The organism is Streptomyces kanasensis, from assembly GCF_043077165.1.
GTDB lineage: Bacteria > Actinomycetota > Actinomycetes > Streptomycetales > Streptomycetaceae > Streptomyces > Streptomyces changanensis.
This window is the reverse complement of the sequence record NZ_JBIBSF010000015.1, coordinates 51,411-64,406: the sequence shown is the minus strand read 5'-3', so window position 1 is coordinate 64,406 and position 12,996 is coordinate 51,411. Positions and strand designations below refer to the sequence as shown.

General features: G+C 73.7%; 10 protein-coding genes. 8 read left to right on the top strand and 2 right to left on the bottom strand.

Going from position 1 to position 12,996, the window contains the following annotated elements:
• Positions 1 to 243: 243 nt before the first annotated feature.
• The 5 genes from ACF053_RS28525 (at position 244) to ACF053_RS28505 (ending at position 6,684) form a co-directional block, all read left to right on the top strand.
• Complete coding sequence (locus ACF053_RS28525; RefSeq protein WP_391956637.1) at positions 244 to 1,245, top strand: EamA family transporter; 1,002 nt, start codon at positions 244 to 246, stop codon at positions 1,243 to 1,245.
• A 34-nt stretch (positions 1,246 to 1,279) separates the two neighbouring features.
• On the top strand, positions 1,280 to 2,725 hold the full coding sequence (locus tag ACF053_RS28520) for an aldehyde dehydrogenase family protein (RefSeq protein ID WP_391956636.1): 1,446 nt from the start codon (positions 1,280 to 1,282) through the stop codon (positions 2,723 to 2,725).
• Between the two features lie 218 nt (positions 2,726 to 2,943).
• The gene (locus tag ACF053_RS28515; RefSeq protein ID WP_391956635.1) at positions 2,944 to 3,381 is read left to right on the top strand and encodes an NfeD family protein; all 438 of its coding nucleotides are present in this window, start codon (positions 2,944 to 2,946) and stop codon (positions 3,379 to 3,381) included.
• A gap of 27 nt (positions 3,382 to 3,408) precedes the next feature.
• Positions 3,409 to 4,518 carry an SPFH domain-containing protein gene (locus tag ACF053_RS28510; protein ID WP_391956634.1) on the top strand — a complete coding sequence of 370 codons (1,110 nt, stop codon included), beginning with the start codon at positions 3,409 to 3,411 and terminating at the stop codon, positions 4,516 to 4,518.
• Positions 4,519 to 4,746: 228 nt separating this feature from the next.
• On the top strand, positions 4,747 to 6,684 hold the full coding sequence (locus tag ACF053_RS28505) for an acyl-CoA dehydrogenase family protein (protein ID WP_391956633.1): 1,938 nt from the start codon (positions 4,747 to 4,749) through the stop codon (positions 6,682 to 6,684).
• 85 nt (positions 6,685 to 6,769) lie between these two features.
• Here ACF053_RS28505 and ACF053_RS28500 read toward each other — a convergent pair whose 3' ends face one another.
• The gene (locus ACF053_RS28500) at positions 6,770 to 7,231 is read right to left on the bottom strand and encodes a hypothetical protein (RefSeq protein WP_391956632.1); all 462 of its coding nucleotides are present in this window, start codon (positions 7,229 to 7,231) and stop codon (positions 6,770 to 6,772) included.
• 140 nt (positions 7,232 to 7,371) lie between these two features.
• Positions 7,372 to 8,046, bottom strand: a complete 675-nt coding sequence (locus ACF053_RS28495; RefSeq protein WP_391956631.1) for an IclR family transcriptional regulator — start codon at positions 8,044 to 8,046, stop codon at positions 7,372 to 7,374.
• A gap of 738 nt (positions 8,047 to 8,784) precedes the next feature.
• Between ACF053_RS28495 and dxr the strand changes: the two genes are divergently transcribed.
• From dxr to ispG, 3 genes are all read left to right on the top strand, one after another.
• On the top strand, positions 8,785 to 10,044 hold the full coding sequence (gene dxr, locus ACF053_RS28490; protein WP_391956630.1) for a 1-deoxy-D-xylulose-5-phosphate reductoisomerase: 1,260 nt from the start codon (positions 8,785 to 8,787) through the stop codon (positions 10,042 to 10,044).
• Entirely contained in the window at positions 10,041 to 11,342 is a 1,302-nt protein-coding gene (locus tag ACF053_RS28485) for a M50 family metallopeptidase (protein ID WP_391956629.1), read from the top strand. The genes dxr and ACF053_RS28485 overlap by 4 nt, the downstream gene beginning before the upstream one ends.
• A 280-nt stretch (positions 11,343 to 11,622) precedes the next feature.
• The gene (ispG, locus tag ACF053_RS28480) at positions 11,623 to 12,777 is read left to right on the top strand and encodes a flavodoxin-dependent (E)-4-hydroxy-3-methylbut-2-enyl-diphosphate synthase (protein WP_391956628.1); all 1,155 of its coding nucleotides are present in this window, start codon (positions 11,623 to 11,625) and stop codon (positions 12,775 to 12,777) included.
• Positions 12,778 to 12,996 lie beyond the last annotated feature (219 nt).

Below are 12,996 nucleotides of genomic sequence, written 5' to 3'. Positions count from 1 at the left end.
CGGCCGCGCCGCAGGTGACCCCCGCGGCCCCGGCCCCGGGCGTCCTGGAGGCCCTCCTGGAGCGGAGGCGGCCCCAGGCGGTCCGAGGTGCCCCCAGGGCGTCGCGCCCCGGGCAGCTCCCCGGGGCGCCGCGTGCCGCGCGGCCCCGGAGGGCCGTGCGGGCCCGGCCCGTACGGTCGCCGGCTGCCCGAACTCGGGCAAATTCTTTGCCGATCGGCCGACCGACTCCCTAGTCTCCTGGTCATGACAACCGCGCGCATCAGCGGCAGCGTCTGGGCCGCGCTGGCGATCGTGTACCTCGTGTGGGGCTCCACCTACCTCGGCATCCGCGTCGTCGTGGAGACCCTGCCGCCCTTCCTCTCCGCCGGGGCGCGCTTCGTCGTCGCCGGCCTCCTCCTCGCCGCGCTGCTCGTCTGGCGCCACGGCCCGTCCGTCCTGCGGGTGACCCGGGCGCAGCTCGCCTCCGCCGCCGTCGTCGGCGTGCTGCTGCTCCTCGGCGGCAACGGCCTCGTCGTGCTCGCCGAGACCTCCGTGCCGTCCGGCCTCGCCGCCCTGCTCGTCGCCGTCATGCCGGCCTGGGTGGTCGTCCTGCGCACCGTCTTCGGCGAACGCCCCGGGGCCGGCGCGTACGCCGGCGTGCTCCTCGGCCTCGCCGGGCTCGCCGTCCTGACCCTGCCGGGACTCAGCGGCGACGTGCACCTGGGCGGTGTCCTCACGGTCGTCGCCGCCACCCTCATGTGGTCCGCCGGCTCCTTCTCCTCCGCCCGCATCCCGATGCCCCGCAACCCGTTCACCGCGAGCGCGTACGAGATGATGGCCGGCGGACTCGCCTGCGCCCTGGTCGGCCTGGCCCGCGGCGAGCAGCGCGGCCTCGACCTGTCGGAGGTCTCCACCCGCTCCTGGGCCGCCCTCGCCTACCTCGTCGTCTTCGGCTCGCTGATCGCCTTCACCGCGTACGCCTGGCTCCTCCAGACCGCCCCGCTCTCCCTCGTCGCCACCTACGCCTACGTCAACCCCGTCGTCGCCGTCCTCCTCGGTTGGCTGGTCCTCGACGAGGCCCTGACCTGGCCCATCGCCGTGGGCGGCGCCGTCGTCGTGGCGGGCGTGTGGCAGATCGTCCGCGCCGAACGCGGCGGCCCACCTGCCGAAGCGGCGGACCCGACACCCCGACCACTCCACGACGGACAAGCCCCCGGCCCCTCCACCCGGCCTACGGTGTCCCCTGAGCGCAAGCGCCTGCGCTGAACACCCCCAACTACTGCGAAGGGCCGGGACCGCGATGACCGCCACCCACGCCTTCTGGCTCGCCGGCCGCGAGGCCACCGGCGAGACCACCTTCGACGTCACCTCCCCCTGGGACGGCCACCTCGTCGGCCGGGTGAGCGTGCCCACCGAGGCCCAGGTCGAAGAGGCCGTGGCCGCGGCGCACGCCGTCGTCGACGAGTTCGCCGCGACCCCCGCGCACGTCCGCGCGGCCGCCCTCGACCACGTGTCGAAGCGGCTCGCCGAGCGCACCGAGGAGATCGCCCGGCTGATCTCCGCCGAGAACGGCAAGCCGATCAAGTGGGCCCGCGGCGAGGTCGGCCGCGCCGTCTCCGTCTTCCGCTTCGCCGCCGAGGAGGCCCGGCGCTTCAACGGCGGCGAGGCCCAGCGCCTCGACACCGACGCCGGCGGCACCGGCCGCCTCGCCCTGACCCGCCGCTTCCCCAAGGGCGTCGTCCTCGGCATCGCGCCGTTCAACTTCCCGCTGAACCTCTGCGCCCACAAGGTCGCCCCGGCCCTCGCCGTCGGCGCGCCCATCATCCTCAAGCCCGCCCCGGCCACCCCGCTCTCCGCGCTCGTCCTCGGCGAGCTGCTGGCCGAGACGGACCTGCCCGCCGGCTCCTGGTCCGTCCTGCCGGTCGCCAACGACCGCATGCCCGCCCTCGTCCAGGACGAGCGCCTGCCGGTCATCTCCTTCACCGGCTCCGACACGGTCGGCTACGCCATCCAGCGGTCCGTGCCGCACAAGCACTGCACGCTGGAGCTGGGCGGCAACGCCGCGGCCGTCGTCCTCGCCGACTGGTCCTCGGAGGAGGACCTGGACTGGGCGGCGGGCCGCATCGCCACCTTCTCCAACTACCAGGCCGGCCAGTCCTGCATCTCCGTGCAGCGCGTCATCGCCGACGCCGCCGTGTACGACCGGCTCGTCGCCAAGGTCGTCGCCGCCGTCGAGGCGCAGGGCACCGGCGACCCGACCGACGAGTCCACCGACGTCGGCCCGCTGGTCAGCGAGGACGCTGCCCGGCGCGTCGAGTCCTGGGTCGACGAGGCCGTCGCCGCCGGCGCGACCCTCCTCACCGGCGGCAAGCGCGAGGGCGCGAGCTACGCCCCGACCGTGCTGGCCGACCTCCCGGCCGACACGACCCTCGCCCGCGAGGAGGTCTTCGGCCCCGTCCTGACCCTCCACCGGGTGGAGGGCGAGGCCGCCGCGTTCGCCGCGGTCAACGACTCCAAGTTCGGCCTCCAGGCCGGCGTCTTCACGCACGACATGCAGACCGCCTTCCGCGCCCACCGGGCGCTGGAGGTCGGCGGCGTGATCGTCGGTGACGTCCCGTCGTACCGCGCCGACCAGATGCCCTACGGCGGCGTCAAGCAGTCCGGCGTCGGCCGCGAGGGCGTGGCCTACGCGATGGACGACTACACGTACGAGCGGGTGCTGGTCCTCACGGGCCTGGCCCTGTAGGTCACCCGCTCGGCCGAGCCGGCGGTCGGAGCCCACTGTGCGGGGGCTCCGGCCGCCTTTTTCGCGTCCGGTGGCCGGGCGGACACCCGGGCCGGGCGCGGGGCTGCGCGATGCGGCGGCTCCCCCCCCGGACGATCACGGACCGTGGCCGCCGTCTCCGTCAGCCCGGCGGTCCTGGGAGTAGCTTGGGGAGAAGCCCCTTGAAGGAGGGCGATCCGATGCCGTGGTTCGTGTGGCTGCTCGCCGCCGGGGCGCTGGGTGCCGCGGAGTTCTTCACCCTGACGCTGGTCTTCGGGTTGCTGGCGGGCGCCGCGCTGGTCGCCGCCGTGGTCGCCGGTGTGGGCATCGGTGTCCTCGGCCAGCTGATCGCCTTCGGAGTGGCAGCGGCAGCGGGTCTCGCCCTCGTCCGTCCCCTCGCCCTGCGGCTCACGGCACAGCAGTCCGTCACGCGCGAGGGCAGCGACGCGCTGATCGGCAAGCGGGCGGAGGTCGTGCAGGAGGTCACCGCGACCCGCGGCCTGGTCAAGCTCTCCGGCGAGGAGTGGTCCGCCCGAGCCCTCGACGAAAGCCATGTGATCCCGGTGGGGGCGCTGGTGGACGTCATGGAGATCGAAGGCGCCACGGCCGTCGTCTATCCCCGAGAGCTCCTTCCATGAACGGCTGAACCCGGCAGTGGAGGCACCGTGGACCCCGTGGTCATCCCCATCCTCGTGGCGGCGATCGTCGTCGTCTTCCTCGTGGCCTCCAGCGTGCGGATCGTCCCGCAGGCGCGCCGCTACAACATCGAGAGGTTCGGCCGCTACCGCCGGACGCTCCAGCCCGGCCTGAACCTGGTCCTGCCGGTGGCGGACCGCGTCAACACCAAACTCGACGTGCGCGAGCAGGTCTACTCGTCCGACCCCAGGCCGGTGATCACCGAGGACAACCTCGTGGTGAACATCGACACCGTGCTCTACTACCAGATCACCGACCCGCGGGCGGCGGCCTACGAGGTCGCCGACTACCTGCAGGCGATCGACCAGCTCACCGTCACCACGCTGCGCAACGTCATCGGCAGCATGGACCTGGAGGAGACGCTGACCTCCCGTGAGGAGATCAACTCGCGGCTCCGCGCCGTCCTCGACGACGCCACCGGCAAGTGGGGCATCCGGGTCAACCGCGTCGAGATCAAGGCCATCGACCCACCGCACACCATCAAGGAGGCGATGGAGAAGCAGATGCGGGCGGAGCGTGACAAGCGCGCGGCCATCCTGCACGCCGAAGGCGAGCGACAAGCCAAGATCCTCACCGCGGAAGGCACGAAGCAGAAGGACATCCTGGAGGCGCAGGGCACGCAGCAGGCCATGATCCTGCGGGCGGACGGCGAGGCGAAGGCGGTGGAGCTCGTCTTCCAGGCCGTCCATCGCAACAACGCCGACGCGAAGGTCCTGGCCTACAAGTACCTCGAGACGCTCCCGCACCTGGCGAGCAGCGACAACAACACGTTCTGGGTGATCCCCGGGGAGCTGACCGAGGCGATCCGAACCGTCACCGGCGCGTTCGGTGACCGGTCGGCGGCGGGCCCTGCCCAGCCCGCACGAAGTGGGGGAGCAGTGACCGCCGACACCGACGGCACCTCGGACGAAGGGCTGCCTCCGGCGCTGGAGGCGGGCCCGGCGGTCACGTTCGACGCCGCCACGGCTGCCCACGAGGCCGTGAAGCAGGCCGACGCCGCCGTGAGCGACGCCAAGGCGGAGGCGGCGGCCGCGAAGTCGCCCCAGGCGCCGGGCCGGGGGCGGATGTCCGCCGACTGAGCCCGGCTGCACGGCGGGATGCGTGCGGACGGGTGAACATGCGGGCGGATGTACTCGGCATTCGCGCGGGCCAGTGGAGCCCGGCAGGTCGCGGACGGGGCGGGGAAGCCGCGGTGCGGGGGCTCCGGCCGCCTTTTCGTACCCCTCGCCATCGGGTAATACGGTCGGGTAGCACCGTCCGGCACGCCCACCGGACGGCCGCCCCCGAACGCGGTGAGGTGAGCCCCCATGTCCGGCCCACACCACGAGCCCAAGGTCTCCGAACGCGAGGCCCGCCAGGTCGCCGAGGCCGCCCGCCAGCAGGACTGGCACAAGCCCAGCTTCGCCAAGGAGCTGTTCCTCGGCCGCTTCCGGCTCGACCTGGTCCACCCGCACCCCATGCCGCCCGCCGAGGACGCCCAGCGGGGCGAGGAGTTCCTCGCCAAGCTGCGCGACTTCTGCGAGACGAAGATCGACGGCGCCCTGATCGAGCGCGAGGCCCGCATTCCCGACGCCGTCGTCGACGGCCTCAAGGAGCTCGGCGCGCTCGGCATGAAGATCGACACCAAGTACGGCGGCCTCGGTCTCACCCAGGTGTACTACAACAAGGCCCTCGCCCTCGTCGGGTCCGTCAGCCCCGCCGTCGGCGCCCTGCTCTCGGCACACCAGTCGATCGGCCTACCGCAGCCGCTCAAACAGTTCGGCACGCCGGAGCAGAAGGAGACGTACCTCCCGCGCCTGGCCCGCACCGACCTCTCCGCCTTCCTCCTCACCGAGCCCGACGTCGGCTCCGACCCCGCCCGCCTGGCCACCACCGCCGTGCCCGACGGCGACGCGTACGTCATCGACGGCGTGAAGCTGTGGACCACCAACGGCGTCGTCGCCGACCTGATGGTCGTCATGGCCCGCGTCCCGAGGTCCGAGGGCCACAAGGGCGGCATCACGGCGTTCATCGTCGAGGCCGGCTCCGAGGGCGTCACCGTCGAGCACCGCAACGCCTTCATGGGCCTGCGCGGCCTGGAGAACGGCGTCACCCGCTTCCACCGGGTCCGCGTCCCCGCCGCCAACCGCATCGGCCCCGAGGGCGCCGGCCTGAAGATCGCCCTCACCACCCTGAACACCGGGCGCCTCTCCCTGCCCGCGATGTGCGTGGGCGCCGGCAAGTGGTGCCTGAAGATCGCCCGCGAGTGGTCCTCCGTGCGCGAGCAGTGGGGCAAGCCGGTCGCCCGGCACGAGGCCGTCGGCGCGAAGATCTCCTTCATCGCCGCCACCACCTTCGCCCTGGAGGCCGTCGTCGACCTCGCCAGCCAGATGGCCGACGAGGACCGCAACGACATCCGCATCGAAGCCGCCCTCGCCAAGCTGTACGGCTCCGAGATGGCCTGGCTCATCGCCGACGAGCTCGTCCAGATCCGCGGCGGCCGCGGCTACGAGACCGCCGAGTCCCTGGCCGCCCGGGGCGAACGCGCGGTCCCCGCCGAACAGCTCCTGCGCGACCTGCGCATCAACCGGATCTTCGAGGGCTCGACGGAGATCATGCACCTGCTGATCGCCCGCGAGGCCGTCGACGCCCACCTCGCCGTCGCCGGCGACATCATCGACCCCGACAAGACCCTCGGTGACAAGGCCAGGGCGGGCGCCCAGGCCGGCGTCTTCTACGCCCGCTGGCTGCCCAAGCTCGTCACGGGACCGGGCCGGCTGCCCGGTGCGTACGGCGAGTTCCGCCACACGGGTCACGCCGACCTCTCCACCCACCTGCGCTACGTCGAGCGCACCTCCCGCAAGCTGGCCCGCTCCACCTTCTACGCGATGTCCCGCTGGCAGGGCCGCATGGAGACGAAGCAGGGCTTCCTCGGGCGCGTCGTCGACATCGGCGCCGAACTGTTCGCCATGAGCGCCGCCTGCGTGCGCGCCGAACTGCTGCGCACCACCGGCGACGACGGACGCGCGGCGTACGAGCTGGCCGACGCCTTCTGCCGCCAGTCCCGGCTGCGGGTGGAGGAGCTCTTCGGCCGGCTGTGGGCCAACACCGACGACCTGGACGGCCGGATCGTCAAGGGCGTCCTCGCCGGCCGGTACACCTGGCTGGAGGAGGGCGTCCTCGACCCCAGCGGTGACGGCCCGTGGATCGCCGACGCCACCCCCGGCCCGTCGACCCGGGAGAACGTCCACCGCCCCATCCGCTGACGGGGCGCGGGCGCGGCGTGCGGTGCGCCGCCGGGCGGGTGCGCGGCACCAGCCCGGCGGACCGGCGCGCGGGGCGCCGGGACCGTCAGATGTCGATGACCCGGTAGGCGATGGTGTAGACGCCGCCGGACCCCTCCAACGAGCGGTACTGGGTCTCGGCGCCCGCCTCGCTGCCGGTGACGAGCGTCGAGCCCAGCTTGTCGTCGCTGCTCGTCGTGTCGTCGTCCCACAGCGTCATGGTGCGGGCCTGCTGCTTGCCGAGGACGAGGGCGGCGTTGCCGTTCCCGTCGGTCATCGACCGCACGTAACCCGGGCCCATCGTCTGGTACTTGAGGCTCCCGGGCCACACCTTGACGGCGTTGCCGTTGGCGTCGGTGACCTTCAGGTAGGCCTCGTCGTGATCGCCCTCGCTCTGCTGGTGGCAGGTCAGCTGCAGCAGCTCGATGCGGACGTAGTCGACCGGCTCGGCCTGTGCGGTCCCGGCGAAGCCGGCGACGCCGGCGAGCGAGACGAGGGCGGCCGCGGCCACTCGAACGATTCCACGCATGGTTGGTTCCCCCTCCGGTGTGGTGGCCCCGCGTCGTCCCGCGGGGCCCGTGCCTTCCCCCGGCACGCCTCCACCCTGCCCGCCGCCACCGCCCCGGCTCCACGCGCGTTCCACTCAGCGGAACGCGGCCGGACGCGCCCTCACGGCCGCACCTCGATCCCCGACCGGACCAGCGCGCGGGTGACGGCGGCGGACGCCTCGGCGACCCGGCCCGCCACCACCTCCAGCCGCTGCCCCGCCTCGACCATCGCGGCCACCGCCCCCACCACGGTCCCCGACGGGGACCGCACCGGCAGGGCGGCGCAGCAGACCCCCGCCACCACCTCCTCCCGGTCCAGGACGGCGCCGCCACGCACCGGGCCGCGCAACGCCTTGCCCAGCGCCGTGTCCAGCGCGAACGCCCCGCCGTCACGGACCGGCACCAGCGGCTCCACCCGGCCCGGGACCGAGCACACCGTCAGGGCCCGGTCCTCACGCAGCACCGACAGCAGCACGCTCCCTCCCGTGGCGGCCCGCAACCGGTGCAGCGGCAGGCGCCCCGCCGCCCGCAGCCCCGGGTGCGGCTGCCACGCCTGGCCGAGCCGGTACAGCTGGGCGCCCAGCCGGTAGCGCAGACCGCGGCGCTCGACGGCCTGAAGGGCCACCAACTGCTCCAGCAACCGGTGCGCCGTGCTCTTCGGCAGGCCGCACGCGACCGCCAGCTCGGTCACCCCCGCCTCGTCGCCGTGCTGCCGCAGGGCCTCCAGCAGGGCGAACGCCCCCTCCAGCACCCCGCGTCCCCCGCCCGTCGTCCCCGCGCGTACGGCTGTCTCCATGGCATCCCCCCGGATGGCGTGACCCGGCCGCGTCCCCCGAACAGCCGCGCGGCCCCGGCCCTGGTGTCCGCGGACATGTTCCCCGGACCGGCGCGCCGAGTGAAGCGGTTCCGACGTGTCGCCCCGCACCACCTGCGCGGCGACGGTGCCGCGACACCCCCGTGCGGCGCCTCCCACCGGGCGCCGACCACCACCTGAGGCGTCCGGCGCCCCTCCCGCCCCGCCCGGCAGGAGGGGGCGCCGTGACCGTCACCGTCATACCGGCTCCGGGTCCGTCACGGCCCGCGCACTGTTCCCGGCCGCCGCGGCCGACGGCACCGCCACCTCATGCGCCCCTCGCCTCCGAGGGGTTCGCCGCGGGTCTGACCGCCCGCGGCTACGCGGTGGAGCGGACCCCCGGCGCCTGGCACGTCACCGGCGGCCCGACATGCCCCGCCGCCTCGGCCGACGTCCACCGCCGCGACCGCGCCACCCGGGCCCGGTTCCCGCCCACGCACGCCGCCGCCGGCCACGGGGACTTCGACCGTCCGGCCGACCCGGCTACCGCGCCACCAAGGCGTTCGCCCGGTTCCGCGACGCCGGGGAGGGCCCCCGCGACGCCGGGGAGGGCACCGCCCCCGACGCCACCCGCGACGGGGCGCGGGACGGAGCGGAGGACGGAGCGGAGTGGGACCCTCCGGGGGATGCCGCCGGGGGACCCGGTCAAACGCCGGGGCGGATGCGGCAAGAATGGGGGGCATGAGCGACAGTCCAGCACCCCTCGCCGACCCGCACATCGCCTTCGATCCGGCCGAAGGCCGCCGGGACGTCGTCGTCCTCGGCTCCACGGGGTCCATCGGTACCCAGGCCATCGACCTGGCCCTGCGCAACCCCGACCGGTTCCGCGTGACCGCGCTGTCCGCCGCGGGCGGCAGGGTCGGCCTCCTCGCCGAGCAGGCGCACCGGCTGCGGGTCCGCACGGTGGCCGTGGCCCGCGAGGACGCGGTCCCCGCGCTGCGGGAGGCGCTGCGGGCGCTGTACGGCTCCGAGCCGCTGCCGGAGATCGTCGCGGGGCCGGACGCCGCCACCCAGCTCGCGGCCTCCGACTGCCACACCGTGCTCAACGGCGTCACCGGCTCCATCGGCCTGGCGCCGACGCTCGCCGCGCTCCGGGCGGGCCGCACCCTGGCCCTCGCCAACAAGGAGTCCCTCATCGTCGGCGGCCCGCTGGTGAAGGCCCTCGCGAAGCCGGGCCAGATCATCCCGGTCGACTCCGAGCACGCCGCGCTCTTCCAGGCGCTGGCCGCCGGTACCCGCGCGGACGTCCGCAAGCTCGTCGTCACCGCCTCCGGGGGCCCCTTCCGCGGCCGCACCCGCGCCGAGCTGGCCGGCGTCACCCGCGACGACGCGCTGGCCCACCCCACCTGGGCGATGGGCCCGGTGATCACCGTCAACAGCGCCACGCTCGTCAACAAGGGCCTGGAGGTCATCGAGGCCCACCTGCTCTACGACATCCCCTTCGACCGCATCGAGGTCGTCGTCCACCCCCAGTCGTACGTGCACTCGATGGTGGAGTTCACCGACGGCTCCACCCTCGCCCAGGCCACGCCGCCCGACATGCGCGGCCCCATCGCGATCGGCCTCGGCTGGCCCCAGCGCGTCCCCGACGCGGCCCCCGCCTTCGACTGGTCCACGGCGTCCACCTGGGAGTTCTTCCCGCTCGACACCGAGGCGTTCCCGTCCGTCGGCCTCGCCCGGCACGTCGGGGAGCTCGGCGGCACCGCCCCGGCCGTCTTCAACGCCGCCAACGAGGAGTGCGTCGACGCCTTCCTCGCCGGCCGGCTCCCCTTCACCGGCATCATGGACACGGTCACCGAGGTCGTCGCCGAGCACGGCGCGCCCGCCACGGGAACCCCGCTGACGGTCACGGACGTCCTGGAAGCGGAGACGTGGGCCCGTGCGAGGGCCCGGGAACTGGCGGCGAAGGCCGCCGGGACGACGGTGGAGGTCGGCGCATGACGGTTCTTCTCACGGTCCTCGGCATCGTGCTGTTCGCCGTGGGGCTGCTGTTCTCCATCGCCTGGCACGAGCTCGGCCACCTCTCCACGGCCAAGCTGTTCGGCATCCGCGTGCCCCAGTACATGGTCGGCTTCGGCCCCACCCTGTGGTCGCGGAACAAGGGCGAGACGGAGTACGGCATCAAGGCCATCCCGATGGGCGGCTACATCCGCATGATCGGGATGTTCCCGCCCGGCGCGGACGGCCGTGTCGAGGCCCGCTCGACCTCCCCCTGGCGCGGCATGATCGAGGACGCCCGCTCCGCGGCGTACGAGGAGCTGCGCCCCGGCGACGAGGACCGGCTCTTCTACACGCGCAAGCCGTGGAAGCGCGTCATCGTCATGTTCGCCGGCCCGTTCATGAACCTCGTCCTCGCCGTCGCGATCTTCCTCGGCGTCGCCATGTCCTTCGGCTTCGCGACCCAGACCACCGAGGTCGCCGGCGTGCAGAAGTGCGTCATCGCCCAGAGCGAGGAGCGCGACACCTGCGCCTCCGGCGACCGGCCCTCCCCGGCCCACGCCGCCGGGCTGCGCCAGGGCGACCGCATCGTGGCCTTCGACGGCGAGCCCGTCGCCGACTGGGCCGAGCTGTCCGCCCGCATCCGCGACACCATCGGCCCCGCCACCGTCACCGTGGAGCGCGACGGGCAGCGGCTCGACCTGCACCCCACGCTCGAGAAGAACCTCGTGGTGCGCAAGGACGCCGACGGCGAGGCCGTCCCCGGCCAGTACGTCGCCGCCGGCTACCTCGGCTTCGCCGCCAAGACGGAGATCGTCCCGCTCGGCTTCGGCGAGTCGGTGGACCGCATGGGCGACATGATCGAGGACGGCGTCCACGCCGTGATCGCGCTCCCCGGCAAGATCCCCGACCTGTGGAACGCGACGTTCGGCGACGGCGAGCGCAAGGCCGACTCCCCGGTCGGGATCGTGGGCGCCGCCCGCATCAGCGGTGAGGTGATGAACCTCGACGTGCCGACGCAGAACATCGTCGCGTCCTTCCTGCTGGTGCTGGCGACCTTCAACCTCTCGCTGTTCCTCTTCAACATGCTGCCCCTGCTCCCCCTGGACGGCGGCCACATCGCCGGCGCCCTGTGGGAGTCCGTGCGCCGTCACGTCGCGCGGCTCTTCCGGCGCCCCGACCCGGGCCCGTTCGACGTCGCGAAGCTCATGCCGGTCGCGTACGTCGTCGCCGGCGTCTTCATCTGCTTCACGGTGCTCGTGCTGCTCGCCGACATCGTGAACCCGGTGAAGATCTCCTAGGGAGTGCCTCGTCCGGTCGGACCGGACCGGGGTGCCCGCCGGGCGCCCCGGGTCCGACCGGCTCGGCAGGGCACTGCCTTGGCACCCCGCCGGGTGTCCGGCCGTCGACGGACGGGCGGACGGCGGGTGCACGGCCGGGCGCGGGGGGCGCGCCCGGCCGCCCGCCACCCGGAGGCGCGCCCCGCCGCGATGTGCTGGCGGCAGTACGCCACCTGTAATCTCGAAGCCCTGGAGCCCGCCGATACGGGACCTCGATCCACACCTTGGGGTTGCACAGCAGATGACCGCGATTTCTCTCGGCATGCCGTCCGTTCCGACCAAGCTGGCCGACCGCCGGGTCAGCCGCAAGATCCAGGTCGGCTCGGTGGCCGTCGGCGGCGACGCACCCGTGTCGGTGCAGTCCATGACCACCACCCGGACCTCCGACATCGGCGCCACGCTCCAGCAGATCGCCGAGCTGACCGCCTCCGGCTGCCAGATCGTCCGCGTGGCCTGCCCCACGCAGGACGACGCCGACGCCCTCGCCACCATCGCGAAGAAGTCGCAGATCCCGGTCATCGCGGACATCCACTTCCAGCCCAAGTACGTCTTCGCCGCCATCGACGCCGGCTGCGCGGCCGTCCGGGTCAACCCCGGCAACATCAAGCAGTTCGACGACCAGGTCAAGGAGATCGCCAAGGCGGCCCGCGAGACCGGCACCCCGATCCGCATCGGCGTCAACGCCGGCTCCCTCGACCGCCGGCTCCTCCAGAAGTACGGCAAGGCCACCCCCGAGGCGCTCGTCGAGTCCGCCCTGTGGGAGGCGTCCCTCTTCGAGGAGCACGACTTCCGCGACATCAAGATCTCGGTCAAGCACAACGACCCGGTCGTGATGGTCAACGCCTACCGTCAGCTCGCCGCCCAGTGCGACTACCCGCTGCACCTCGGCGTCACCGAGGCCGGTCCCGCCTTCCAGGGCACCATCAAGTCCGCGGTCGCCTTCGGCGCACTGCTGTCCGAGGGCATCGGCGACACCATCCGCGTCTCCCTCTCCGCGCCCCCGGCGGAGGAGGTCAAGGTCGGCATCCAGATCCTGGAGTCCCTCAACCTCCGCCAGCGCCGCCTGGAGATCGTCTCCTGCCCGTCCTGCGGCCGCGCCCAGGTCGACGTGTACAAGCTCGCCGACGAGGTCACCGCCGGTCTGGAGGGCATGGAGGTGCCGCTGCGCGTCGCCGTCATGGGCTGCGTCGTCAACGGCCCGGGCGAGGCCCGCGAGGCGGACCTCGGCGTCGCCTCCGGCAACGGCAAAGGCCAGATCTTCGTCAAGGGCGAGGTCATCAAGACCGTCCCCGAGTCGAAGATCGTGGAGACGCTCATCGAGGAGGCGATGAAGATCGCCGAGCAGATGGAGAAGGACGGCGTGCCGTCCGGCGAGCCCGAGGTCTCCATCAGCTGACCCCCGCCGCCCCGGGCCCGGGCCGTTGCGGTGCGGGCCGTCATCGGCCCGGCCCGTCCGCGGACCGAGCCGCCGTCCACGGCCCCGGGGCGCCGTCCCGGGACCGTGGACGGCGCCCGGCAACCGGCACACCGGCCCGGCCCGGCGCGGGGCAACGGGCCCAGGGGCCCGCCCGGAACCGCCGGCACGCGCGCCCGCGCGAGGGCAGCCGGGGCGCGG